The sequence below is a fragment of the Rhizobium sp. BK098 genome (assembly GCF_014193155.1).
Classification (GTDB): Bacteria; Pseudomonadota; Alphaproteobacteria; order Rhizobiales; family Rhizobiaceae; genus Rhizobium.
This window is the reverse complement of the sequence record NZ_JACHYY010000007.1, coordinates 34,264-59,702: the sequence shown is the minus strand read 5'-3', so window position 1 is coordinate 59,702 and position 25,439 is coordinate 34,264. Positions and strand designations below refer to the sequence as shown.

Genomic DNA, 25,439 nt, shown 5'->3' with positions numbered 1-25,439 from the left:
CCCCTTGCCGGGGTAGGATCATAAGGGCACCGATCATCATGTCGGCGCTGTCGGAATCTTTAGCGAACCGCGTAGCGCTTCGGCTTCAGCTGCGCCGAACGCTGAAATTCCGCCGGTGTCTGCGCGTAGGTCTGTTTAAACGCAGCACTGAAATGGCTGTGGCTGGAAAAGCCGAGATCGAGCCCGAGCATGGTCAGGTCGTCATAGGCGCCGAGGAGATCGAGCGCGCGTGCCAGCCGCAGGCGCAGCTGATAGCGATAAAGCGGAATGGCTTCTACCTGTTGGAAGACTTGCGTCAGATAGACGGGCGAGACGCCGACTTCTTTTGCGATCTCTGCAAGCGTCCAGCGGCGGGCAAGATCGGAGGACAGAACGAGCTTTGCCCGGTCGACAAGCTTCTGCCGGCCGGAACTTGCGCCGGCCGCATGCGACGTACGTTCGCCGAGAGAGCGGCGTACCAGGGTCAATGCCAGCGTTTCGCCCTCCAGGCTCTCGGCTATATTGCGGCTGAGCCCATGGCGAAGCATCGCCACGAGTGCCTGCGCACGTGGATCTATGCGTCGGCGCTGCCGACGAAAGATGACGCTTTCGCCGGACTGAACCTGCTCTTTCGGCGCGAGCTCGTGAAGGACGCTCTCATCTATACTGAAATCGAGACAGGAATCGCCACCATCAACGGGATGACTGATCCGATATCCCTGTCCCTTATTGAAGAATAATACCTGGTTTGCTTCCGCAACGGTATCACTCTGGTCGACGTGGCGCTTGAAAACGCCACGATAGGGATAGACGAGGCTTGTCGTGTGGGCGCACTCTTCATCGCTCTTATGTCGGCATTCGCCATTGCAGACGATATCGCGGATGAGGACGGTTTTCGTCTTCAGCAGCAAGGCAGTCGTAATTTCTGACATGCCGAACCTCCCCATCCCGGCGTTGACGCCCGCCACACCAGTGAAGCCTAACACATCCTGCGCCATCTTTTTAGTAGCGGCTATAAATATGGACATCGCTTCCATTCTGGCCGCGGGAAAGGCCAATGTCTTTCAATTGATCGTCCGACAGCCCGAGAAGCGCATTGCGGTTCCTGCGCTCGACCATTTTGCGTACGAGCATACGTACAAGCTCTAGCAAGGTCGAGAAAGACGCGGGTCGAGTCTTGCGGAGGTGCTGGCCTGTTCGGAAGAAGTGATGATGCTTGTGCCTTGCATGGTGATACTCCATCGGTTGCTTCGATGAGAGCAGTGAACCACCGGAGCCGTACTCGCGCTGTCAAATAATTTAGCTATCGAACTTGGCAGCGACCTTCGAGAAAGCGGCAAATTTGTATTTTTTTTGTCGACATACGTCTTGCAGGAGCGATAGTGTCGGCACCGCTCCGCATGGCGTGACGATAAGCTATGCAGAGCGAAGAGTATTGAGGAGAGTAGGAATGTCGTGGCAACGCCCAGTACCCCGGATTTCAGCGGAGGAAAGACAACAGCGCCTTTCGAGCCTTCAAAAGCTGCTCGATGCGAATGGATGGGCCGGTATGTTGCTCGGGCCGACCGAAAGCCTCCGCTATTTCACCGGCCTAGTCTGGCATGCAAGCGAGCGGTTTCTCGGCGCGCTAGTAACGCCGACAGAGCTCTATTACATCGTTCCGGGCTTCGAGCGCAGCAGGGTGGAAACCCTGCCGCATCTGCCGGCCGAAATTCTTGAATGGCAGGAGGAAGAGAGCAGCGCGGCACTCATAGCCCGTGCGCTGGGAGATAAGGGCATCTTGGCGCTCGACGACAACATGCCGCTTTACTTCTACAACGCGCTGGCCGTCGAGCTTGGAGCTGAAAGGCTTGTGAATGGCGGGCCGATCATCAATGGCCTGCGCCGGATCAAGTCCCCAGCCGAAATCGCGCTCATTCAATACGCCATGAACCTGACGCTGGACGTGCACAAACAGGCCCATGCCATGCTCAAGCCGGGAATTCGCGCATCGGAAGTCGTCAAATTCATTGACCGGTGGCATCGCGAGGCGGGCGCCGATGGCGGCTCGACCTTCTGCATCGTATCCTTCGGCGAAGCCACGTCCCTGCCACACGGCGCCGATGGCGACCAGACGCTTGGCGAAGACGACGTCATCTTAGTGGATACGGGCGCCCGCATCGACGGCTATCATTCCGACCTCACCCGCACATACAAGTTGGAGAGCGGCGACAGCGCCTTCGAAGATGCCTGGGCGATCGAACGCGAGGCGCAGCAGGCCGTTTTCGACGCGGCAAAGCTGGGCGCTGCCTGCTCCAGCCTGGACGATGCGGCCCGCGCGGTGCTTGCCAGACACTCGCTTGGCCCCGACTACAAGCTGCCGGGACTGCCGCATCGTGCCGGTCACGGCCTTGGTCTGGAAATTCATGAGGAGCCTTACATTGTGCGCGGCAACGCGACGGTGCTTGAGGCCGGAATGTGCTTCTCAAACGAGCCGATGATCGTCTTTCCGAAGAAATTCGGCATTCGACTCGAGGATCACATCTATATGGCCTCGGATGGGCCGCACTGGTTCACGCAGCCGTCCAGCGGGCCGACCGAACCGTTCGCGAGCTGAGAATTTTAATCGGGGCGGCCGTCAAGCCGCCCTCTTTCCATCTCCATCGAAGACATGCAGATGCTGCGCCGGGAAGGCGACGTGTACCTGCGTGCCCGCGCTCAAAGCGGTGCGATCCAAGGTGAACACCTTGAACGGCAGGCCGTGCAGCGAAAGATGCAGGATGATGCCGAAGCCGGTGGGTTCGATGAGTTCGACGTTGGCGGCCATGTCGGACGGGTTGGACGACAGCACGACATGCTCCGGCCGAATGCCGAGCGTGACCTTCGCAGCGGTTGCCGATTTTAGCGGCTCCGGAAGCGAAACGAGTGTGCCATCCTTGAGCTGGACAGCATTGCCCTCGTAAGTCGCATCAAGGAAGTTCATGCCGGGTGAACCAATGAAGCCGGCCACGAAGAGATTGGCGGGGCGGTCGTAGAGTTCGAGCGGGCTGCCGACCTGCTGAACGACCCCGCCATGCATAGCGACGATGCGATCCGCCAGCGTCATCGCCTCGATCTGATCGTGAGTGACATAGATCGACGTCGCTTTAAGATCGCCATGCAACTTCTTGATTTCAGCGCGCATCTGCTCGCGCAGGCGCGCATCGAGATTCGATAGCGGCTCATCGAAGAGAAAGGCCTTCGGCTGGCGAACGATGGCGCGGCCCATGGCGACGCGCTGGCGTTGGCCACCGGAGAGGGCCTTCGGCCGGCGCTCCAATAGCGGATCGAGACCGAGCTTGGATGCCGCGCTGGCGACAGCCTTGGCAATGCCATCCTTGGCCACCTTCCGCAACCGCAGGCTGTAGCTCATATTGCCGGCGACATTCATATGCGGATAGAGCGCATAGGACTGGAAGACCATGGCAATGTCGCGGTCTTTCGGATGCAGCTCGTTGACACGATTGTCGGCAATGCGGATTTCGCCGCCGCTGATGTCCTCAAGGCCGGCAATCATCCTGAGAAGCGTAGATTTGCCACATCCGGAAGGACCGACGAGGACGACAAACTCGCCGTCCTTGATCCTGAGATCGATGTCATGCAGCACCTGCACGTGGCCGTAGGCTTTCTTGACGTTCTGAATATCGATCGATGCCATGTGACTAACCCTTGACCGCGCCGGCCGTCAGGCCCTGCACGAGATAGCGTTGGATGAGCAGGAAGAAGAGGGCCGCCGGAATGAGCGCCATGACGCCCGCCGCCATCATCTGTCCGAAATCCACCGAGAATTTCGAGACGAAGGTGAGAAGCCCGACCGGGAAGGTCGCAGCTTGATTGCCGTTGATGAGCATCAGCGCAAAGAGAAGCTCGCTCCATGCCGCCGTGAAGACGAAGCCGAGGGTGGCTGCGATACCGGGCAGCGTCAGCGGCAGGATGATCTGCCGGAAAGCCGTGAACTGCGTTGCGCCGTCGATCATGGCTGCCTCTTCCAGATCCTTCGGAATGCCGTCGAAGAAGGACTGCATCAGGAAGGTGGCGAAGGGCACGTTGAAGGCCGTGTAGACGATGACGAGGCCGGTCAGGCTGTTGGTCAGATGGAGCGGCGTCAGGATCTTGAAGATCGGTGCCACAAGCATGACCAGCGGAAACATCTGCGTCAGCAGCATCAGCGCCACGATCCAGTATTTGGCGCGGAAATTGAAGCGCGAGAGAGCATAGCCGGAGAGCGACGCACAGATGGTCACGGCAATTGCCGTCGAGCCGGAGACGATGAGGCTGTTCTTGAAGAAGGTCGGGAAGTCGCTGTGCTGCAGCACGAAGGCATAGTGTTCCCAGGTCGTGCGCGACGGCCACATGCGCACGCCTTCGGTATAGAGCAGATCGTTCGGCGTCACTGACACTTTCAGCAGCCAGAAGAGCGGGAAGAGCGCGAAGACGACGTAGCAAAGAATGGCTAGGCGATGCGCGATAGTGGGAAGAACGGATCGTCTCATGGCTCAATCCTTGTTCAGCAGGGTCTGCCGCAGCAGGATGATCAGCATCGAATAGCTGAGAAGGAGAACCAGCAGAACCAGGGCGATGGCCGAGGCATAGCCGAAATCCAGCCGTTTGAAGGCCTGCGTGAAGATGTAGCTGGCAACGATCTGCGTGCGGTCCGCGGGTCCGCCGCCCGTCATGACGACAATCAGATCGGCGAAGTTGGACACCCAGACAGTGCGCAGGAGGACCGTGATGGCGATGGTCGGTGCGAGGAAGGGAAGCGTGATTGAGCGGAAGCGCTCGAACCAGCCGGCGCCGTCGATCGAAGCCGCCTCATAGAGATCGCGCGGGATCGCCTGCAGTGCCGCCAGAAGCGTGATCGCGAAGAAGGGAATACCCCACCAGACATTGGCGATGATCGGCCCCCACATCGCATAGTTCGGATCGGACAGGATATTGCCCGGCTCACTCATCAGACCCATGGCATAGAGCCAGTGTGGGATTGGGCCGATGACCGGATTGAAGAGCCAGGACCAGTTGAGGCCGGCGAGGAAAGAAGGAACAGCCCACGGCAGGAACACCAGCGCCTGCACGATCGACCTGCCGAAGAAGGGCTTGTCCAACAGAAGTGCCAAGATCAGCCCAAAGATGAACTGCAGCACCACGGAGGCGCCGGTCCACCAAAGTGTATTCTTCAGCGCCCAGTAGAAGGCCTTATCCTTGGACAGATCGCGAAAGTGCTCGAGGCCGATAAAGCCGCCGGAAAATGGATTGAGCAGCTGAATATCGCGAAAGGCGTAGGATATGCCGATCGCCAGCGGCACCAACATCACGGCGATGATCAGAATGAGGGCAGGGGCGCTGTAGAGATAGGGTTCCGAGGCGTCGGCGAGGCGCTTCAGCCACGGCCTGCGGTCGTGACGCCTGTCGAGCGTGTCGGTGATCGAAGTCATCTGCAAGAGTTCCCATTCGCGGCGTTCGAACGCCGTCTGTTTCAAGTGGGCAGAGATGGCGGCGGATCGCTCCGCCGCCGCATGTACGTTCTATTTCTTCGCGAGGAATTTCTGCTGGGCCTTGGTCAGGTAATCGGCCCATTGATCGGCCAGATCCTTAGCCGAGATATCGCCGAGCAGCGCCTGCTGCGACGTCTTGATCGCCAGCGAATCCTTGAAGAAGGCGAATTCCTCAAGATAGGTCGGCATTACGGTTGGCACCGTGTCCTTGTCGGCCAGTTCCTGGAACCAGCCCTTGAATTGATCGCCGGCGTAGAAGGGGTCCTTTTCCGCGGCCGTATAGGCCGGCAGAGCACCAATCTTCTTGTTCCACTCGAGATTGCCTTCCTTGCCTTCAAGGGTTGCAATCAGCTTCCAGGACAGATCCTTGTTCTGGCTCGTCGAGAACATCGACCAGCCGGCATAGCCAATGGTCGGGAAAGACTTGCCATCCGGACCCTTCGGCAGCGGTGCAACGCCGAAATCATCCTTTTTCATGCGTTCCGCAACGGCGATCAGAGCATCCGGATCCTGGTCGAGGAAGGCACAGGTGCCGGAATAGAAGCCGGCGACGACTTCGTTGAAGCCCCAGTTGACGCTATCCTTCGGCGCATAGCCCTTCTTGTAGAGATCGACCATCCACTCGATGCCCTTCGCCCAGCCCGGGCTGTTCATCGTCGACGTGCCGTCATCCTTGAAGTATTTGTTGTCGCCGGCCATGGAGGCAGCAAAGATCATCCAGCCGTTGAGACCGCCCGGACCGCCGCGCATGCAGTAGCCGTATTTGCCGGGCAATTTCGAGATGGCCTCGGATGCCTTGACGAATTCGTCCAACGTCTTCGGCGGTTCGGCGACGCCGGCATCCTTCAAGATCTTCTTGTTGTAGAACATGGCGCGCAGATAGAAGCCGTAGGGCAGCATATAGGCGGTGTTCTTGACATCGCGACCGAGTTGAAGCGCGCGCGGCGTCAGTTCACTCGTATGCTCCCACTTCGCGAGGTAGGGCTCGAGGCTTTCGAGCATGCCGTTATTGCCGTAGAGCGACAGCCAGGTATCAGGCATTTCCATCACGTCCGGCGTATCGCCGGCCGAAACCATGGTGGCGAACTTTTGGAAGGCTTCGTTCCAAGGCAGGGAGATGATGTCGACCTTGGTACCGGGATTCGCGGCCTCGAATTTGGCAACGATCGACTTCAGCGTCTCGGTACGCTCCGGGCTTGTGATGACTTCCACGAGTTTCAGCGTCGTATCGGCGAAGGCTGTGCCGCCCATCAAGGCGGTAAAGAGTACTGCTGTTATCAGTCTTTTCATGTTGGTTCCCCTTTTTAGGTTTTCCTCTCAGATTGACGATGTCACGAGGCGGCGGCGATTGCCTCCTCGAGTTCCTTCCACAAAGCCTCGGTTCCTTCGAGACCGACATGCAGACGTACGGAGCGCGGGTTGATGCCGAAGGTATGCGCAGAATTCGGCTGTGCCTTTTGCTGCAGCACGACTTCGCCTGGCACGATCAAGCTCTCATGCCCGCCCCAGCTCACCCCCAGCTTGAAGAGCTTGAGGTGATCCGCGAACGCACGCACGTCCACGCCTTCGCGGAAGATGAATGAAAACAGGCCCGAAGTGCCGTTCAGGCCGGCAGGCAGCCGGTTGGCTAGGCCCGGATGGCAGACCTGCTCGACGACATCGAGCTCCTGCAGCCGCTTGGCGATCGTCATCGCCGCCGCCTCATGCGCCTTCATGCGGATCGGCAGCGTGCGAAGCCCCCGGATCAGGAGCCATGCGTCGAAGGGCGAAAGCTTGCCGCCGAGATAAGGATAGGCTTCGGCTTTCAGCCGCGCGATCATCTCCCTCGAACCGGCGACGACACCGGCGACCACGTCGCTATGCCCACCGAGATATTTCGAGGCGGAATGGATGACGAGATCGACACCGAGTTTCAAAGGCTGCTGGAAAAAGGGGGTTGCCCAGCTGTTGTCGATCATCGAGACGACGCCGTGCTGTTTGGCGAGTGCGGTAAGTGCACCCACATCATGCGCTTCCATGACCCAGCTCGTCGGGCTTTCCATGTAGAAAACCTTGGCGCCGGGAAGCGCCTTGGCGACAGCCTCCTCATCGCGGCCATCGACATAAGTCACCTCGACCTTCATGCGTTTCAGAACCGTGCCGAAGAGGCGGAAGGCATCGGGATAGACGTGCTTGACTGCAACGATACGGTCGCCCGGCTCGACAAAGCTTAAAACGGCCGACGATATCGCGGCCATGCCGCTGGCAAAACCGAGCGCATCCTCGGCACCCTCGAGCTTTGCCAGCATTTCCTCGAACAGACGCACCGTCGGGTTGAGGCCACGCGTATAGGTCGGCCGCACCTTTTCGCCGCGATAGGAGGCGATCATCTCGTCATAGCTGGAGAAGGTGAAAAGCGAGGTCTGGAAGATCGGCGGCACTACGGCATCGGCGAAGTTGCCGTCGTCATGGGCAGTGATAAGGGAGGCAAGTTCGAACGGCTCTAACCCGTCAGTCATTTGGACATTTCCTTGATGTCTTCCTCGACCACGTCGAGAATTTTCAATGTTTCGGCGCGCGCAGCCTCGGGATCCTGGTCGGCGATCGCGTTGAACAGCGTGCGATGATAGGGGAAGGACCGGCGGGCAAAATCCTGCCGGTCGAAAGGATGCTCCCAGAAGCGCTCGAAGGTTTCGCGCATCTGTTCGAGAAGTTGCCGGAACAGCGGATTGTGGGTGGCGTCATAGACGGCAAGATGGAAGGCGAGGTCCTCAGGCCCGGATGTGCCCTTGGCCATGTGCACGCGCTCCATCTCGTTGAGCTTCTCTTCGATGATGACGAGGTCTTCGTCGGTTCGCTTTCTCGCAGCCACCATGCCGGCTTCACATTCGATGCCGCGGCGGACCTCCAGCGTCTGCAACAGCGCATCGCGCAGGTGTGACGGGTTGAAGGAAAGCGGCATATGGATCGTCGCCTTCGAAACCGGCTTCAGCAGGTAGGTGCCGCTGCCTTTGCGCGTTTCCATGACGCCGAGCGCCTGGAAGTAGGTGATTACCTCGCGAATGGTGGAGCGTCCTACCGAAAGGGCGGCCATCAGCTCGCGCTCGGTCGGAAGCCGGTCGCCGGCCTGTAGCTTGGACGATTCGATGAAGGTCGACAGCGCCTCGATGACTTGCTGCGTCCGGTCGATGGAAGGAAGAGGGCTAAGCATGGGTTTCGTCATGGATGGTAAATTGGTCTGACATCTGCCATCTGGTCAATCCCTTTTTCTCGGCCCGGTCATTTTTCCGGCCCTCAAATTTTTAAGGACGCAAAGCGAGCAGCAGCGAAGGTTGTTTGCGGCCTTCAAGAGCGCCGACAGCGCTGATAGAAGGAACGTGTTGTGAGTCCCGGGCTGGAAGAGAATGGCCGCTAGAGATCGATATTCACGGAAGCTGGAATGCGCGAAATGCGACCACACCGGCTTTGCAGAAGTGTCCGAAACTGACGATCGTCGGGCGATGAGCCGCGATTTCAAGATAGACGGGATGCCGCGCGGCTTTTCCACGGAACGGCCGTCGACCGATCCGCGCAAGCATATGGTCCGCTGCCGATGCGGCTCGGTGTTTCCTTTCGAGCAGGACACGGTCTATGCACCGGGCGGCGAGCCGCGGCGCTGAGTAAGCGTATCCCGGAAAGAAAAAAGCCCCGCACAGGCGAGGCTAAGCTTGTGCCGCTCCGGGGAAATCGGAAGCGACGCGGCATTGTCTAACGGTCGCCTTCTCTCCCGACTAGGTCAGTTTTGGCGATAGCGGTACGCTCAAGGAAAAAAGCATTTATTTGTAAAGCGCGGTCAGTTTGCAGACTTCCCTCACTGGCTGCAAAGCCATGGCAAAACCATCGTGCCGTGCAATCTGTTCAGCTGGCATTCATTTTCACGCGGGCAAAAAGCAATGACCGCAACGCCTTGCGGTCGTCGAGGCCCGGTTTTTATGGCTTCCGGGCCATGTCGCCGGGCCTCGCAGACACTGAGAACCTTGGATACCCACATGCGCCTGCTTCGTGCCTTCATCGATTGGATTTGCCGGAAGCGGCAGCCGGAACAGGAAACGCTCCAGCACTCCGCCGATGATCCGTGGGTCCTGCAGCAGATCGAAAAATTCGAACGTGAGTTGAAGCGCTAGCAGCGCTTGCCGATTCGTAGCCGTAGTGCTCGATCAACGCCGCAAGACGGTCCCGTCTCTGGCGACGAGCTTGCCCGCCTTGTAGACAGCGCGTCCTTTCGGTACTGCAACGACCGCCTCGGGAACATGCTCCGCCTTCAAGGTAACGAAATCGGCTTTGGCACCGATCTTCAAGCCGTAATCAGCCAGGCGCAGAGCTTTGGCGCCGCTCTCGGTCACGACATCGAAGGCGGTCCTCAATTCGTCGTCAGTATAGAAGCCCGACCGATAGCCGATCATCATTGCGCGGCCCAACATGTCGCCATCACCATAGGGCCACCATGAATCGCGGATATTGTCGCTGCCGCTGAAAACGGTGACACCGGCAGCCCGAAGCAGGGCGACGGGCGGGAAGGTGTGGGCGCCGGGTGCGTTGGTCATGATGGAGACACCGCTCTCGGCGATGAGAGCCGCGGCACGCTTGGCTGCCTCGATCGAGAGATCGCCAAGCCCATAGGCATGGCTGATCGCGACATGTCCGCCCATGGAGAGCGCGCGGGTGCGAGCGCAGATCTGCTCGATGGTGAAGAGCCCGAGCGTGCCGCCGTCATGAAGATGGATGTCGACATCGACGCCATGCTTCTCGGCGACGCCGAAAACGACATCGAGATGTTTTTCGACATCACGATCGAAGCTTGCAGGATCGAGCCCACCGACGAGATCGGCACCCATGGCGATTGCCTGATCCAGAAGCTCGGGCGTGCCGGGGCTTTTCAGAATGCCACTTTGCGGAAAGGCAACGAGCTGGATGTCGATCAATCCGCGGTATTCTTCGCGTACGGCAAGCACAGTCTCCAGCGACTTCAATCCAACGGAACCGTCCACCATAACATGGCTGCGCATATATGTGCTGCCATTGGCGATGCAGAGGTCGAGCTGGTTTCTGGCCCTTTCGTCCATCGGCGCGGCCTGCGCCATGTTTTGCGCCTGGAAGGCGACACGCTCGTGGACATCGAAGCCGTTGGTGCAGGGCTTGTGCGGTATCCAGGCGTCACCGTAGAAGCTGGTGTCGAGATGAATGTGCCCTTCGACGAAGCCCGGCACCACGAGGGCGCCTTCGAGGTCGATGAGCTCGGAGGCAGAGATCGGCGCTCCGGTCTCCGTGATCGACACGATCCGCCCGTCCGTGACGCCGATATCCTTGATAGTGCCATCGGCAAGCTTGGCTCGGGTGAAGAGCGTTTCGATCGTGCTCAATTTTTTCTCCTTGAATCCATGGCTACCGGTCGCGCGCGAACCGTCTGGATGACAGATGTCTTACCGCTCGAACGCTTCTTTCAGGCCGAAGCTCTTGCGCTCACGTAGGTCGAGATCGGCCTCGATATGGGCGATATGACGAAGCATTAGGTCACAGGCTGTGTCGACATCCTTGCGCTCCAGTGCGGTGATAATATCGCCATGCTCGGCATGGCCGCAACTGGAGGCGCTTGATTGTCCGTAGAGCGCGATTACCAGCGAGGAGCGGGCGACAAGCTCTTCCATGAAGCGCTGCATGATGAGATTGCCCGATATCGACGCGAGCATGAGATGAAAGTCGCCCGAGGCCTTGATCTCGGCCCGGCGCGCGGGTTGACCGCGCTCTCCCATCAAGCGGCCTTCTTCCACGAGGAGCTGCCGGAGCTGTGCGAGCTGAGGCGCGGTGATACGTTCGGCTGCCGATCTCAGTATCCCAGGCTCGACCAGGCGACGCGCAGCGAATATCTGTCGCGCTTCCTCGGGCGATGGATAGGCGACGAAAGCGCCTCGGTTCTTTTCGACGCTGACGAGTCCTTCATAGGAAAGAGCCTGCAGGGCGGCACGTGCCAGAGTCCGGCTGACGCTGAAGAGAGCGCCGACATCGCTTTCGGACAGTTTCGTTCCGGGTGCGAGCCGGCGCTCGACGATCGCGTCGCGAATGGCCTCGCGGATCTGTTGCGCGCCACTGTCGGTAGCGTCGCCGGGCGTCAAAAGCGCATCTGCTGAAGAATTCATGATCGGTAGCCTGAGTAACTGGCTGCAATGATAGACAGGTTTCGCGCGGAAGTTAAACGAAATCTGATGCAAACGGGGCCAAAAGTGTATACGATATTTTGCATAAATCGCGCACAATAGCCTAATTCCTGTGCAGATTCATGATTGCCTATTGAGAAGCATAATTTCTCTCCCGGGCTAAAATTAAGTAAATACAGTCGGTTAGTCAGCCTCCGCAAAACTGGCACGATTGATGCAGTGTCTTTCCCAAACCACAGGGGAAGATGATGTCGAAAGCGGCAGAGATCGATATAGTGTCCGTTTCGAAGGTCTACGGCACGACCACGGCAGTCCATGCGATCAGTCTGAAGATACCGGCGGGCTCCTATTGCTGTTTCCTCGGCCCATCCGGTTGCGGCAAGACATCGACCTTGCGCATGATAGCGGGTCACGAGGGCATTTCCTCGGGCGACATCAGGCTTGGCAATACCGTCGTCACCGACTTCCCGCCCGCCAGACGTGGCACGGCGATGATGTTCCAGTCCTATGCGCTGTTTCCCCATCTGGACCTTATCGACAATGTCGCCTTCAGCCTGAAGATGAAGGGTGTCGACAAGGAAGAGCGCCGCGCGAAGGCGCTCGACATGCTGAAGCTCATGCAGATGGAAGCCTATGCGACCCGCCGTCCGGCTCAGCTCTCAGGCGGACAGCAACAGCGTGTCGCGCTGGCCCGCGCCCTGATCACCGATCCGGAAGCTCTGCTGTTGGACGAGCCGCTGTCAGCGCTCGATCCCTTCCTGAAGATCCGCATGCGCGCAGAGCTCAAGAAGCTGCAGAAGTCGCTCGGTATAACTTTCGTCCATGTCACGCACAGCCAGGAAGAGGCTATGGCGCTCGCCGATATCATGGTCATCATGAATGACGGCCGGATCGAGCAGGCGGGATCGCCGCGTGAGGTTTTCGAACATCCCGCGACGGCCTTCGTTGCCCGCTTCATGGGTGACCATAACGTCTTGTCCGGTCGCATAACGTCGAGCGAAGATGGCGTGATCACCATGACCGCGCCGGAAGGGCAGGGCTTCTCGGTGAGAGGGGCAGGTTGCGCCGTCGGCGAAGCCGTCGACATCGCCGTGCGCACCGACCGCGTCCGGCTTTCGCAGCCATCGGACAAAGGGCTGGGCTTCAACGGCGTCGTCTCCAATGTCGAATATCGCGGCGCAACTCTGAAGATCACCGTCATCGGCGCCGGTAGCGACGATTTCACCGTCATCGCAAGCAACGACGATGCTGCCGCCAGATCGATCGCCGTCGGCGACGCCGTCTCACTGAGTTGGGCTCAGGAGGATGCAATCCTTCTCGGCCGTGTATCCGCATGAATCCAAACTATCAAAAAAGGGGAACTGACATGACGACTGAAACCAAGACTACCAAGACGACGAAAGGCATTTCCCGCCGCTCGCTGCTGAAGACCGGCGCTGCCGCTCTCGGCGCCATGGCCGGCTCCGGCGCCATCACCGGCTTTCCGACCATCTGGGCGCAATCGAACATCACGCTGCGCCAGTTCGGTACCGGCGTTTCGAACATCAATGCCATTGCGGAGAAGTGCAAGGCCGATCTCGGCATTACGCTCGAGATGACGGCGACCGATTCGGATGCCGCGGCACAGCGAGCCGTGACGCAGCCGAACAGCTATGATATCGCCGACATCGAATACTGGATCGCCAAGAAGGTTTTCCCGACCGGCGTCATGCAGCCGATGGACGTCAAGAAGCTCAAATATTACGACAAGATCGTGCCGCTCTTCATCAACGGCAAGCTGAAGCCCGACAGCGTCATCGCGCAGGGCACGGCGCCGCACACGGTGGGCTTTGTCGAAGGGCAGGGTTCGAAGAAATTCGCCAAGGAGCCGACGCAGTGGATGACGATGGTTCCCACCATCTACAATGCCGATACGCTCGGCATTCGTCCCGATCTCACGGGTCGTCCGATCAACAGCTGGGCCGATATTCTCGATCCGGCCTTCAAGGGCAAGACCGCGATCCTCAATATCCCGTCCATCGGCATCATGGACGCCGCGATGATCATGGAAGCTGCCGGCAAGATCAAATATGCCGACAAGGGCAACATGACGAAGGCGGAAATCGACAAGACCATCGACTTCCTGATCAAGACCAAGGGCGATGGCCAGTTCCGCGCTTTCTGGAAGTCCTTCGACGAGAGCGTCAATCTGATGGCATCGGGCGAAGTGGTCATCCAGTCCATGTGGTCGCCGGCGGTTGCTGCAGTCCGCTCCAAGGGTATTGCCTGCACCTTCCAGCCGCTTAAGGAAGGCTATCGCGCCTGGGGCGGCGGCCTCGGCCTCGCCTCGCATCTCAAGGGCGCACAGCTCGACGCGGCTTATGAATATATAAATTGGTACACCTCCGGCTGGGTCGGCGGCTACCTCAACCGCCAGGGCTATTACTCCGCCTGCATGGAAACGGCCAAGAACTTCATGTCGGCCGACGAATGGGGCTACTGGATCGAAGGCAAGCCGGCGCAGGGCGATATCCTCTCTCCGGAAGGCAAGGTGATGGAGAAGGCGGGCGCCGTTCGCGACGGCGGCTCCTTCGAAACCCGTATGGGTGCCGTCGCCTGCTGGAACTCGGTCATGGACGAGGACCGCTACATGGTTCGTCGCTGGAACGAATTCATCGCTGCCTAAGCTGCGATCGATCATTTCCTCTCCCCTTCAAGAACGGGGAGAGGATCCTAGCAATGGAGAGGCCGGACTATGGCGACAATCGCTTCCTCGGATGCGGAGCAGGAAACTCAGAAGCCCGGGCGTGGATTTGCCGTACCCGGCTGGGCCGTCGCCTATCTGCAGGCAACGCCGCTGTTTCTCATTCTCGGCTTCTTCTTCCTGTTGCCGATCGCCATGATCGGCATCGTCAGTTTCTGGGATTATGATTTCGCTGGCCTCTATCCGGCGTTCCTGACCACGAATTACACCGATACACTCGGTTCGTGGGTTACCTGGAAAACCTACCTCAACACATTGAAATTCACAGCAATTGTCTGGGCGCTGACGCTCTTCATCGGCTTCTGGGTCGCCTATTTTCTGGCTTTCCATATTCGCCGCACCTCGACGCAGATGATCCTTTTCCTGGTCTGCACCGTGCCTTTCATGACTTCCAACATCATCCGCATGATCTCGTGGATACCCGTCCTCGGGCGCAACGGACTTGTCAATTCGACGCTGATCGAGATGGGCCTGATCCCGAAGCCGATAGAATGGCTGCTTTATTCCGATTTCGCAGTCGTGCTCGCGATGGTGCACCTCTACACGCTGTTCATGGTGACGCCGATCTTCAACACGCTGATGCGCATCGACCGTTCTCTGTTCGAAGCCGCGCGCGATGCCGGCGCCAGCGGATGGCAGGTGCTGTGGAATGTCGTCATCCCGCTTGCCAAGCCGGGCATGGCGATCGGCAGCATCTTCGTCGTCACGCTCGTCATGGCGGATTTCTCCACCGTGCAGGTGATGTCGGGTGGCCAGAGCGCATCCATTGCGCTGATGATGAAGAACCAGATGTCGCTGCTGCAATATCCCGCCGCCGCCGCCAATGCGGTCGTGCTTCTGATTGTCGTATTGCTGATGGTCGCTGCCATCCTGCGCATCGTCGACATCCGCAAGGAACTCTAAGATGAACAGTGAAAAGCGCGGCCTGGAATTCTATCTTCTGGCAATCTTCTTCACGATTTTCGTGCTGTTTCTCTATGGTCCGCTCTCGGCGGTCATCATTCTGTCTTTCCAGGGGCCTGACGGCGGCCTGACCTTCCCGTTGAATGGCGTCTCGCTGCATTGGTTCGCCAACCTCTTCGAGAAGCAGGCGGTCGGAGACTTCGGCGCATCGTTCCAGCGTTCCTTGATCCTCGGCGTGATGGTCATGATCGTGACCGTTGTCGTATCGCTACTTGCCGGGCTGGCCTTCCGTCGCCGGTTCCGCGGATCGACATTCCTGTTCTATGCGACAGTTGCGAGCCTCGTCGTGCCGTCGATCATCATCTCGCTTGGGATCGGCGTCGTCTTTCAGCAGGGCGGCATCGCGCCGGCGTGGTATTCCTCCGCCTTCGGCGCGCATCTCACCTGGACCTTGCCGTTCGGCGTGCTGATAATGTTTGCCGTCTTCAACCGGTTTTCGCCGGCCTATGAGGAGGCAGCCCGCGATCTTGGCGCCAGCTCTTGGCAAACCTTCCGCCATGTAGTGCTGCCGATGATAGCGCCGAGCCTGATCGGCGTCGGCCTATTCGGCTTCACGCTGTCCTATGACGAGTTCGCCCGCACCCTGATGACGTCGGGCACCTACAATACCCTGCCGCTTGAAATCTACGGCATGACGACGAATGTCACGACGCCGGTGCTCTATGCGCTCGGAACGGTGACGACGCTCTTTTCCTTCACCATTATCCTGCTGGCGCTTGCGGTCATGACCATGCTCGGCCGCCGCCAAGCCAAGAAAAGTTGAGATCATGCGCCTGCTGCTTATCAATCCGAATACGACCGTTTCCATGACGGAGAAGGCGGCAATCGCTGCGCGTGCCGTAGCAGGCCCCGGCACGGAGATCATCGCTGCCACCTCGCAGATGGGGCCGGCTTCGATCGAGGGCTATTATGACGGCGCTATCGCCGTGCCCGGCATGCTGCGCGAGCTGAAGGAGAGGCAGGCCGAAGGCTATGACGCCGCGATCATCTGCTGTTTCGACGACACCGGTCTGGAAGCCGCCCGCATGTTCTGCGACGTACCTGTCGTCGGTCTCTGCGAAGCGGCCGTAGCCACGGCCGGCTTTCTGGCACAGCGCTTCAGCGTGGTGACGACGCTCGAACGCTCGCGCATCCTCATCGACAATCTCGTCCATCGTTATGGCATGGGCGCGCGGGCGAAAGTTCGCGCCTCCGATATCCCCGTGCTCGAGCTTGAAGATTCGTCTTCGGGAGCAATCGGAAAGCTGCGGGCGGAAATCGAACGCGCGCTTGCCGAAGATGGCGCGGAAGCCATCGTCCTCGGCTGTGCCGGCATGGCGGATCTCGCAAAGCAGCTGCAGTCGATCTACGGCGTCCCGGTCGTGGATGGTGTCGCCGCAGCGGTCAAGCAGGCCGAAGCTTTGGTGTCGCTGGGCCTATCTACCAGCAAGCGCAGTTCCTACGCCTCCCCATTGACCAAGTCTTTTTCAGGTGCGATGCAGGATTTTGCGCCGGCTGCGGCGTCGGCTTAACCTCATCACAATTCATATTTCGTGCCTCGGCTGATCGCCGCACCTTGCGAATGGCATATCACGGCTCCCCGGACTACAATGCCACGGTAAAGAACGAGAGTCGTGGATTTGGCACAGAGAGCTGGCAAAGCTGATCTCCCCCTGCATGGCGGTCGCGTGCCGCGCTGGCTTGGGGACCGCATGACGCGCCTGGGCGCCGTCATCACCGAGGCGATCGTGCAGCATTACGGTCGCGACGAGCTCTTTCGCCGCCTCGCCAATCCCTTCTGGTTCCAGTCTTTCGGCGCCGTCATGGGCATGGATTGGCATTCCTCGGGGATCACGACGAGCGTCCTTGGCGCCCTGAAGCGCGGCCTGACTCCGCTATCCGGCGAACTTGGCATTCATGTCTGCGGCGGCCGCGGCGCGCAATCGCGCAAGACGCCGGGCGAACTGCTTGATATCGGCGATCGCGTCGGTATCGACGGCGCGTCCCTTGCTATGAAGAGCCGGCTGATCGCGAAGGTGGACAGCGCAGCCGTGCAAGATGGCTTCGACCTCTACCTGCATGGCTTCATCGTCGCCGACGACGGCAAGTGGGTCGTCATCCAGCAGGGCATGAACGACGAACGCCGGCAAGCACGCCGATATCACTGGCTATCGGAGGGGTTGACGAGCTTCCTGGATTCGCCGCACGCGGCTATCGAAGGGCGCGAGCAGGGCGAGATTGTCAATCTTGCCGATCGGCGCGCCGAGCGTTCCCGCGAGGGTCAGCTGGATCTGCTTGCCTCATTAGGACCAGATAAAATCATTCGTGAATTCAATGCACTGGAAGGGAAATCTCCAGTAATTGACAAACAAGAAGCACAGCCGATGCTGCCATACCTCGTCATGCCGGCACATCATGATGTGCGCCAGGAAGACGTGAACATGCGGCGCCTGCATGGAAATCTTGCCGCCGCGGCCGAGCGTGGCCCAGTCGATTTCCAGGAATTGCTGCTGACGCCCGGCGTCGGCGCCAGAACGGTCAAGGCCTTGGCGATGGTCGCCGAAGTCGTGCATGGCGCACCCTGCCGTTTTTCCGATCCAGCGCGCTTTTCCCTCGCGCATGGCGGCAAGGACCGGCATCCCTTTCCAGTACCTCTGAAAGTCTATGACGAGACGATCAACGTGATGAAATCCGCCGTCAGGAAGGGCCGCCTCGGTCGTGACGAAGAGTTGTCGGCGCTGAAGCGGCTGGATGATCAATCGCGGATGCTGGAGCGCTACGTCACCGGCCCCGATCTCAAGGAAATCGTTGCCGGCGAGTTCGACCGCTCCTTCTCCTATGGCGGCCGCAGCGTGTTTGGTTGGGAACCTGCAACGGATGCCGAAAGCAACGTCGTCGAGGGTAACCGCCGCTCTTCAAAGAGCTAGACTGCGTACGGCAGAAGGGAGCGGCTTGGCGCCGCTCCGTCATCGACTCATGGCAGGGTGTAACCGATCACATAGTCGCCCGGTTTCGTTCCAACGGAACCGTGACCGCCGGCGACCATGACGACATACTGCTTGTTGTCGCTGGCGGTATAGGTCATCGGCGTTGCCTGACCGCCAGCCGGCAGGCGTGTCTGCCAAAGCTGCCTGCCTGTGGTGACATCATAGGCCCTGAGATAATCGTCCACGGCTGCCCCCAGGAACGCCACTCCGCCCTTGGTCACGATCGGGCCACCAATGCCGGGAACGCCGACCTTGAAGGGAAGGGGCAGGGGCGTCATATCGTGGACGGTACCGTTCTTGTGCTTGTAGGCGATCTTGCCGGTCTTCAGATCGACACCGGCGACATATCCCCAAGGCGGTGCCTGGCAGGGAATGCCGAGCGGGCTGACGAACGGACCCATGTAGACGCCATAGGGCGAGCCTTCATTTCGGTTGAGCCCCTGTTCGCTGCCCTTGTCGCCGGCTCCCTTCGGCGGAATCTCGGCGCGTGGCACCAGTCGGGAGGTAAAGGCGAGATAGGTCGGCATGCCGAACATGATCTGCCGCTCAGGGTCGACGGCGACGCTGCCCCAGTTGAAAGTGCCGAAATTGCCGGGAAAGATGATGGAGCCGCGCAGCGATGGTGGCGTGTAGCGGCCTTCATATTGATGCTGATGGAAGGCGATACGGCAGGCGAGCTGATCGAACAGCGAGACGCCCCACATGTCCTTTTCCTGCAAGGGCGGCGGCGAGAAGGTTAGATCGGAGATCGGCTGGGCCGGCGAGGCATGATCCTCCGGAATGGTGCCGCCCGGCGCCGGTATTTCCTTGAAGGGAATGATCGGCGCGCCGGTGCGGCGATCAAGCACGTATATGTCGCCCTGCTTGGTGGAAGCGACCAATGCGGGAACCGTGCTGCCGTCGGCCTTTGTCAGATCGACCAGCACGGGTTGGGCCGGCACGTCCATATCCCAGAGATCGTGATGGACAAATTGCTGCACCCATTTGAGCTGGCCGGTATTGATGTCGAGCGCGACCACAGACGAGGAGAAGCGTTCGACATTGGCGCTGCGGCCCATGCCAAGCTGGTCTGGCGTCTGGTTGCCAAGCGGAACATAGACCATGCCGAGCTTTTCGTCGGCGCTGGAAACCGACCAGCTGTTCGGTGAGTTGGTCGTATAGGTCTGGCCGGCGGGCAGCGGCGCTGTCTGATCCGGATTGCCCGAATCCCAGTTCCAGAGCAGCGCGCCGGTCCGGGCGTCGAACGCGCGGATGACGCCGGATTGCTCCTGGGTGGAATAATTGTCGTTCACCGCGCCGCCGATGATGATCTTATCGGCGACGATGACGGGCGGCGAGGTCGAATAATAATAGCCAGCCGGATTGTATTTCATCCCGGTTTCAAGATGCAGGATGCCCTGATCGGCAAAGCTCGGACAAACCTTGCCGTTGGCAGCATCGAGCGCGATCAGCCGGGCATCCGAGGTCGGCAGATAGACGCGATCACCACACAGTGCCCCGGCGGCAGCGGTTGTGTCGCGATAATAGGATACACCGCGGCAGGTCTGATGCTGTCGGTTGGGGTTCATGCCGGCATTGGCATCGTAACGCCATTTTTCCTTGCCGTCCGTCGCACCGATGGCGATCGCCAGGCTATGGGGCGTGCAGATATAAAGCGTGTCGCCGATCTTGAGCGGCGTAACCTGATAAGTCGTCTCGCCGATGTCATCGGGGCGCTTCACATCGCCGGTCTGATACCGCCAGACCTCCTTCAGGTTCGCCACGTTCTGCGCATTGATCTGGTCGAGAGGCGAGTAACGCTGACCAAACGAGGTTCGACCATATTGATGCCACTCACCATCGGGCACATCGCCGCCCATAGGGGCATTCGCAGCCATTGTCGTCGGCAAGTCGCCGGAAAGATCGTGCGGATCGGTCGTCATCGAATAGACGGCAACGAGAATGGCGATGATCAATGGGATCGCGAGCGGCCATGGATTGGCTCCATAGTGAACACCGTCGAGGCTTCGAAAGCCCAGCGGCCGCCGGACCCACGGCGTCAATAGCCAGAGACCGATCAGAATGATCAACCCGCCGCGCGGACCGAGCTGCCACCAGTCGAAACCGACCTCCCATATCGCCCATCCAAGCGCTGCCAGCACGAAGATCGCGTAGAGCCAGAGCGCGGCCTCTTTGCGCATATAAAGCAGGATCGCCGTTAGGAGGAAGGCGATGCCAGCCAAAAGATAGAAAGGGCTTCCGGCAAGTAGCACAAGCCAAAGGCCACCGCCGCCAAGCGCCAGACCGATGAGTGCAAGGATGATCGATGTGATGATGACGGCCATGATCTGCTCCAGTCTATCCGCTGATTGGACAGTGATTGATCGAAGGCATGCGAACCCGGCCAAGATCCCTTCGGACCTCAACGTCGAAGTTAAAGTCTAGACCGATATCAGTTGCTTCGCCGGCAACGAGAAGAACCGCGCCCTGGGCGATTTAGATCGATACATCAAGCCCCCCAATCAAATCAGAGACTGAACGTCATGATTGCAAGAATGTTCCAATCCGGCCAGCCCTTCAAGTTCGATGCCGTGGCGCCCGATTTGATTAACGGACGTAGTTAATTTTTTAACAATTTCCGGAATACTAATGGAACAGATATTGGAATCAAGGGTTTCCGTGCAGAGCCGGAGGACTAGAGATGAATATGAAGATCGTTACCGCCCAGTCGGAAGTCGAAACGAACGACACCGGAACCTATCCGGATGGCATGATGGAGCGTATTCTGGTCGAGTTTTCGGCAAGCTCCGAGCGGCAGCATCGCAAATCCCACGAGCGTGACTACGGCACGCACAAGGTGCTCCGACCCATACCAGCCGGACTTGCCTGAACGACTCGAAACTTACTGCCTTCGTCAGATGTACAGCGGCGCCATTCGCCGCCATGCACCTGCCTGATGGGCGCGCCCATCCCACACATGCAGCCGATGATCGATCCGCTTGTCGGCGAGCAGTCGGCTCAGATGATGATTATTGTCGAAGAAGGGATCGGCGTCTCCGATCGCCATCACGATGTCGATCTGGCGCAGGCTCTCCAAACGTAGCTCGCAGACAAGTCCCGGCAGAAAATGCGTCGGGGTGTGAAAATAGACCTCGTCGTCGTAATAGCCGTCGAACAGATCCGTGAAGGATTCGACCTTCATCGTCAGGTCGTAGCGGCCGGAAAAGACGACCAGCTTGCGGAAGAGGTGAGGGTGGCGGAAAACCAGGCTCGCCGCCTGGAAGGCGCCGAGGCTGCAGCCGTGGACGATTGTGCATTCATGCCCGTTCTTTTGCGCCATCAGAGGCAGGACTTCGTTGAGGATGTATTCCTCGAAAGCGTTGTGTCTGCGAATGCGCTCGGATGGGTGGCAATGAAAGGCGTAAAAGGTTTCTGCCGCCAGACCTTCGATACAATAGAGCTGAAGCTGCCCGGCATCCAGCTTATCTGCGAGAGACGACACGATGCCAATCTGCTCATATTCCCAGAAGCGACCGTCGCGGGTGGGAAATACCAGTACCTTGGCGCCGGCATAGCCGAACACCAGCAATTCCATGTCTCGATGCAGCCGAGGACTGTACCAGCATAGATATTCGCGGTTCATAGCACCTTGAAGAATTGCCCGACCTTGTCTCGCAGAATCGCGTTCTGCTGCTCGCTGCCAGCATAATCGAAGTGACCGGCATCCAGAATGAAGATTTCGTTAAATTTCTGCAGCGCATTTGCGACAGCGAACTGGCAGGGTGGTGCGACGGCGGGATCAAAAAGCGCGGGTGCGACGAGCATCGGCACAGTGATGCGCTGCGCGGCGATCGCAGCATCAAAGAACCGCAGTGTTTCGAGAACGCTGCCGTGCTTTTCCTGATAAGCCTGCACCGATTGGGCGCTGCCGACGGTTGGCAGTGTCAGCCAAAGCTGCCGGTGGCCAAAAGTCGGGACGATGAGATGACCGCGCCTGATCCGCGCATCGAAAGGAATTGCCAAGGCGCCGATGCCGCCGCCGAAACTGATGCCGCTATAGCCGATATGGCCAGCAAGCCACGGATAGAGGGTCTCCAATGTCGAGACGGCAAGCCAGATGTCTTCCACACAGCCGCCGATGACATAGGTATCGCGGCTTTCGATACCGCAAAGGACATGGCCCGATGCGTCCGAAGGGATTTTGGGGCTGGCGCTGAGGGAAAGCCCGCGGCAGCAGGGAAAAAGGATAGCCGTTTCTTCTACCGGCCAATCGAATTCCGGTTGGTCTCTTCCGCCATATCCGTGTCCGACAACGAGGCCGCGCCGCACCTGTCCGCTGCGGGGGATAAGCAGCCAGCCATTGATCTGAAACGACCCTGTCGACATGTAGCTGATATCGAAGGCGTGCCAGTTGTCGTGAGGCTGCTTGCTGTGGCGAAGCTTGGGTTGCGGATCGATGGCCAGGGCTGTCTTGTAGCGCTGCCGCCAGAAGTCGTCGAAGCCCGCCGGAGCTTCCGGTGTCTCTATCGCCTGCAACTGCGCGAGCTGCATGCCATAGGTCGGATCGAAGTCGAAGGGGTGGGATGTCGGTATGCTCATGGCAAGTTTTTCGCGTGAAAGCACGCCTAAGGCAAGAAGCAAGATTACCGATCCGCGGGGCTCTCGTCGCGGCTTACTGCCTGTTCATTCATGAATTTCTTGTTTGGGGCGATCGATGCGATAGAGTACGTGCGGCCGCAGAATATTGCCTGGCGGCACGGTGATATCATCGAAATCGCCACCGTCGACGTGGATCATGCCGATCTTCTCCATCGCGCGGCGGGAAGGAGTGTTGATCGCTGAGGTATAACCGATCACGCAATCAGCCCGCAGCTCCTGCCACGCGAAATACAGGCAGTGTCGGCTGATTTCCGTCGCATAGCCCTGCCGCCAATAGGCACGCCCCAGAATCCAACCGATTTCCAATGGAAAATCACCCGGAACTTCCGGCCCTGGTCGTGAAAGGCCCGCGCCGCCAATCAGCGCGCCATCGGCTTTCCGCTCCACGGCCAAGAAGCCGAAACCTTCCTTGGCGAACTGCTCGTTGGCTTCATCGATCAGTTCGTTCGTCTCGCCCGCCGCGAGCAGGCTCGGATAGTAATACTTGCGAACCTGCGCATCTGCATTTACGGCGGCAAACGGAACACGGTCGCTATCCTGCCAAGGCCTGAGAACGAGCCGGGAGGTTTCGAGAATAGGCATCCTACTCCTTGGGGCAAACGGGTTGATCTCGATGGCACGCAATCTCTGGCGGGGCGGCAGGCCATGCCGGATCTCCCTCCATGAATTCGCCAAGAAAGTCCACGGTTACCGGCCGATATTAGCCTCTGTGATTTCTGCCGCACAGCAGAAAAGATGAGGCGCATAGACTTGGTTTGTTGCGAACCGCCGTCGCCTCTTTGCCTTCATTGAGGTATGATAAAGGCATGATCAGGATCCTAACGATACCCAGCGGGAATTTCGATTGCAGGCTCCGCAATTGCAGGGCAAAGTTAAATCGCACAAGGTGCCTACAACGTTCAGGATTGTGGGACCGCGGTGGATCAGGTTCTATCCGCGACGAAGGGCATCTCCTATCCGTCAGGCCACGCGAGAATCGCTGTATCGTGACCGTGATCCTTCCACATGGCGAACAACGGCCGGAAAAGGTCGCCGTTCGCGTTGACTGTACCAATGCCGACAACAGCCAGGAAAATGGCCAATAACTGCAGGCGTTGAAAGGGACCGCGTAAAATGGGCAACGTCATCCAGTTTCGACCCGCAACGAGATACGGCAAGCGCTTTAATGCTCAGGCGCGCATGGAAAGGGAGTTGCAGCTTCCCTTAACGACGGATCAATCCGCCCCAAAAGTCATTCATGCAAGTCCGTCGGATACATCGAACGACGCCACGTCAAAAATAGGGCTTCCAATCAACGGTATCGTCATCGCAGTCGGCGCCATTCTTGTCTATGCGCTTGTTATATTCCATGTCGTCGGTCAGCCGCATTATTCTGCTCGCGCCAATTTGGTGCCCTCGTTTTTCCTTCAAAATTAGATTTGCCCCGGCGAGACCCGCGGGTCGAAACAGGCGGCGGTCTGACGCGCCGTCCAGTCAGCCAGAGCATCACGCGGCAGCTTGAAATTCGAAGTCAGTAGGTGAGCGTCACAACGACCGTATCCACGTAAGTGCCTGGAGAGGGCGTCGTCTGTGGCGGGACGCGGCCATAGACCGTCAAAAGCTGCGCCGTGCCCGTTCCAGTTCCAGCAACCGTGCTGCCCGGTGTGTTGACATCGCCCCAGGGCTGCGACCGGTTGATATCCTTGTAGAGACCGTAGGTCACCGTCTCCGATCCCTTCGTCATCTTTCGCGCCGTCGGTGCCGCGTTCGTTGTGCCGCCATTCAACGAGATCGTGTAGGTCGTACCCGGCGTACAGGTTGCCGTCACCGATCCGGCGGCATCGGTATTCGCACTCAGAACACCCTGCGTTCCGAAATTGATGTTTTGGACGCTCACCAGGCAATTGGCCGCAACGCTCGCGTTGACGGTAAACGGCGCGGTTCCTGTCGTTCCGGTGGGTGCATTGCAGTTCGTTGCGCTGCTGTAGCTGTAATAGAATGAGGTGCCGGATGCGAAGCTGGACGTGTACGACCCCGGCAGCGCCGTCGACGGCGTTCCAAGCGCCGTGCCATAGACCGTCAGGCTACCGGTTGCGCCCACCAGCGAACCATTCAATAGGGACATTGTCAGCGCATAGACCGGTGCCCGCGATGGATAGGGCCAGCTGCTCGATCCCCACACCACACTCCGGCCATTATCGGAATAAAGCTGATAGTTCAAAGAACTGGCACCGTTCAGCATCTGACGTGCCGCAGCCGAAGATGCGCCACCACTGCCGGCGCCGATATCCGGGCAAATGAGAAGCCGCTTGCCCAGGTCCAGGAGTCCTCCGGAACAACTTACACTTATAGTCGATGTCGAACTGACGGGAGTAGCGGACAAGATATCGACCGCGCCGAAGTTCATATTGGTGGCACTGAAGCTACAGCTTTGCGCCAGGCATAGCGAAGGCAGCAGCAATACGAGCAAAACAATGATCGAACGCAGCAT

The 25,439-nt window shown here is 59.0% G+C and carries 25 protein-coding genes and 1 pseudogene; 11 read left to right on the top strand and 15 right to left on the bottom strand.

Translation table 11 applies throughout. The annotated features are described in order from the left end of the window. Positions 1-59 precede the first annotated feature (59 nt). Together FHT73_RS18685 and FHT73_RS29520 are read right to left on the bottom strand one after the other, a co-directional pair. A complete protein-coding gene (locus tag FHT73_RS18685; protein WP_183713778.1) occupies positions 60-911 on the bottom strand; it encodes an AraC family transcriptional regulator in 852 nt (283 codons plus the stop codon). A gap of 70 nt (positions 912-981) precedes the next feature. Continuing rightward, a pseudogene (locus FHT73_RS29520) lies at positions 982-1,119 on the bottom strand (DUF1127 domain-containing protein); the annotation flags it as partial. A 310-nt stretch (positions 1,120-1,429) separates the two neighbouring features. Between FHT73_RS29520 and FHT73_RS18675 the strand changes: the two are divergent. Next, entirely contained in the window at positions 1,430-2,575 is a 1,146-nt protein-coding gene (locus FHT73_RS18675) for a Xaa-Pro peptidase family protein (RefSeq protein ID WP_112603616.1), read from the top strand. A gap of 21 nt (positions 2,576-2,596) precedes the next feature. On the opposite strand, the gene ugpC is transcribed toward FHT73_RS18675, so the two are convergent. The 6 genes from ugpC to FHT73_RS18645 all read right to left on the bottom strand — a co-directional run bounded on the left by ugpC (position 2,597) and on the right by FHT73_RS18645 (position 8,679). Continuing rightward, positions 2,597-3,655 carry a sn-glycerol-3-phosphate ABC transporter ATP-binding protein UgpC gene (gene ugpC / locus FHT73_RS18670; protein ID WP_183713773.1) on the bottom strand — a complete coding sequence of 353 codons (1,059 nt, stop codon included), beginning with the start codon at positions 3,653-3,655 and terminating at the stop codon, positions 2,597-2,599. Between the two features lie 4 nt (positions 3,656-3,659). Continuing rightward, the gene (locus FHT73_RS18665; protein ID WP_112339262.1) at positions 3,660-4,490 is read right to left on the bottom strand and encodes a carbohydrate ABC transporter permease; all 831 of its coding nucleotides are present in this window, start codon (positions 4,488-4,490) and stop codon (positions 3,660-3,662) included. A gap of 3 nt (positions 4,491-4,493) precedes the next feature. Then, the gene (locus FHT73_RS18660) at positions 4,494-5,429 is read right to left on the bottom strand and encodes a sugar ABC transporter permease (RefSeq protein ID WP_112339301.1); all 936 of its coding nucleotides are present in this window, start codon (positions 5,427-5,429) and stop codon (positions 4,494-4,496) included. 90 nt (positions 5,430-5,519) lie between these two features. Continuing rightward, positions 5,520-6,779, bottom strand: a complete 1,260-nt coding sequence (locus FHT73_RS18655) for a sugar ABC transporter substrate-binding protein (RefSeq protein WP_112339263.1) — start codon at positions 6,777-6,779, stop codon at positions 5,520-5,522. 41 nt (positions 6,780-6,820) lie between these two features. Then, positions 6,821-7,987, bottom strand: a complete 1,167-nt coding sequence (locus tag FHT73_RS18650; RefSeq protein ID WP_183713770.1) for a PLP-dependent transferase — start codon at positions 7,985-7,987, stop codon at positions 6,821-6,823. After that, a complete protein-coding gene (locus FHT73_RS18645) occupies positions 7,984-8,679 on the bottom strand; it encodes a FadR/GntR family transcriptional regulator (protein WP_112339265.1) in 696 nt (231 codons plus the stop codon). The genes FHT73_RS18650 and FHT73_RS18645 overlap by 4 nt, the downstream gene beginning before the upstream one ends. Before the next feature lie 193 nt (positions 8,680-8,872). Between FHT73_RS18645 and FHT73_RS18640 the strand changes: the two genes are divergently transcribed. Beyond that, positions 8,873-9,127 (top strand): hypothetical protein, encoded by a 255-nt coding sequence (locus FHT73_RS18640; RefSeq protein ID WP_183713767.1) that lies wholly within the window; start codon positions 8,873-8,875, stop codon positions 9,125-9,127. Positions 9,128-9,496: 369 nt separating this feature from the next. Further along, on the top strand, positions 9,497-9,631 hold the full coding sequence (locus FHT73_RS29730; RefSeq protein WP_015343038.1) for a hypothetical protein: 135 nt from the start codon (positions 9,497-9,499) through the stop codon (positions 9,629-9,631). Between the two features lie 33 nt (positions 9,632-9,664). Here the strand turns inward: FHT73_RS29730 and FHT73_RS18635 are convergent, their stop codons facing one another. Further along, positions 9,665-10,867: an amidohydrolase family protein gene (locus FHT73_RS18635; protein ID WP_183713764.1), complete on the bottom strand. Its 1,203-nt coding sequence runs from the start codon at positions 10,865-10,867 to the stop codon at positions 9,665-9,667. Positions 10,868-10,927: 60 nt separating this feature from the next. Beyond that, positions 10,928-11,641, bottom strand: coding sequence for a GntR family transcriptional regulator (locus tag FHT73_RS18630; protein WP_246699032.1), 714 nt, complete (start codon positions 11,639-11,641; stop codon positions 10,928-10,930). Between the two features lie 266 nt (positions 11,642-11,907). Between FHT73_RS18630 and FHT73_RS18625 the strand changes: the two genes are divergently transcribed. The 6 genes from FHT73_RS18625 (at position 11,908) to FHT73_RS18600 (ending at position 18,271) form a co-directional block, all read left to right on the top strand. Beyond that, on the top strand, positions 11,908-12,996 hold the full coding sequence (locus tag FHT73_RS18625; protein ID WP_183713762.1) for an ABC transporter ATP-binding protein: 1,089 nt from the start codon (positions 11,908-11,910) through the stop codon (positions 12,994-12,996). A gap of 29 nt (positions 12,997-13,025) precedes the next feature. Beyond that, positions 13,026-14,324: a PotD/PotF family extracellular solute-binding protein gene (locus FHT73_RS18620; protein WP_112603600.1), complete on the top strand. Its 1,299-nt coding sequence runs from the start codon at positions 13,026-13,028 to the stop codon at positions 14,322-14,324. A gap of 69 nt (positions 14,325-14,393) precedes the next feature. Then, complete coding sequence (locus FHT73_RS18615) at positions 14,394-15,305, top strand: ABC transporter permease (RefSeq protein ID WP_149635707.1); 912 nt, start codon at positions 14,394-14,396, stop codon at positions 15,303-15,305. 1 nt (position 15,306) lies between these two features. Next, positions 15,307-16,128: an ABC transporter permease gene (locus FHT73_RS18610; RefSeq protein WP_112339273.1), complete on the top strand. Its 822-nt coding sequence runs from the start codon at positions 15,307-15,309 to the stop codon at positions 16,126-16,128. A 4-nt stretch (positions 16,129-16,132) separates the two neighbouring features. Continuing rightward, complete coding sequence (locus FHT73_RS18605) at positions 16,133-16,876, top strand: aspartate/glutamate racemase family protein (RefSeq protein ID WP_183713759.1); 744 nt, start codon at positions 16,133-16,135, stop codon at positions 16,874-16,876. A gap of 108 nt (positions 16,877-16,984) precedes the next feature. Next, the gene (locus FHT73_RS18600) at positions 16,985-18,271 is read left to right on the top strand and encodes a DUF763 domain-containing protein (protein ID WP_183713756.1); all 1,287 of its coding nucleotides are present in this window, start codon (positions 16,985-16,987) and stop codon (positions 18,269-18,271) included. A gap of 47 nt (positions 18,272-18,318) precedes the next feature. Here FHT73_RS18600 and FHT73_RS18595 read toward each other — a convergent pair whose 3' ends face one another. Next, a complete protein-coding gene (locus FHT73_RS18595; RefSeq protein WP_183713753.1) occupies positions 18,319-20,655 on the bottom strand; it encodes a glucose/quinate/shikimate family membrane-bound PQQ-dependent dehydrogenase in 2,337 nt (778 codons plus the stop codon). Between the two features lie 356 nt (positions 20,656-21,011). Between FHT73_RS18595 and FHT73_RS18590 the strand changes: the two genes are divergently transcribed. Beyond that, complete coding sequence (locus FHT73_RS18590) at positions 21,012-21,200, top strand: hypothetical protein (RefSeq protein ID WP_112603592.1); 189 nt, start codon at positions 21,012-21,014, stop codon at positions 21,198-21,200. Positions 21,201-21,224: 24 nt separating this feature from the next. Here FHT73_RS18590 and FHT73_RS18585 read toward each other — a convergent pair whose 3' ends face one another. The 3 genes from FHT73_RS18585 to FHT73_RS18575 form a co-directional block, all read right to left on the bottom strand. Next, positions 21,225-21,953, bottom strand: a complete 729-nt coding sequence (locus tag FHT73_RS18585; protein ID WP_112603590.1) for an alpha/beta hydrolase-fold protein — start codon at positions 21,951-21,953, stop codon at positions 21,225-21,227. Then, positions 21,950-22,909, bottom strand: a complete 960-nt coding sequence (locus FHT73_RS18580) for an acetylxylan esterase (protein WP_112603588.1) — start codon at positions 22,907-22,909, stop codon at positions 21,950-21,952. Before FHT73_RS18580 ends, FHT73_RS18585 begins: the two co-directional genes overlap by 4 nt. A gap of 84 nt (positions 22,910-22,993) precedes the next feature. Continuing rightward, positions 22,994-23,551, bottom strand: coding sequence for a GNAT family N-acetyltransferase (locus tag FHT73_RS18575; RefSeq protein ID WP_183714176.1), 558 nt, complete (start codon positions 23,549-23,551; stop codon positions 22,994-22,996). A gap of 531 nt (positions 23,552-24,082) precedes the next feature. Here FHT73_RS18575 and FHT73_RS18570 point away from each other — a divergent pair. Further along, positions 24,083-24,385: a hypothetical protein gene (locus tag FHT73_RS18570; protein ID WP_162707995.1), complete on the top strand. Its 303-nt coding sequence runs from the start codon at positions 24,083-24,085 to the stop codon at positions 24,383-24,385. 94 nt (positions 24,386-24,479) lie between these two features. Here FHT73_RS18570 and FHT73_RS18565 read toward each other — a convergent pair whose 3' ends face one another. After that, complete coding sequence (locus FHT73_RS18565; protein WP_183713751.1) at positions 24,480-25,439, bottom strand: spore coat U domain-containing protein; 960 nt, start codon at positions 25,437-25,439, stop codon at positions 24,480-24,482.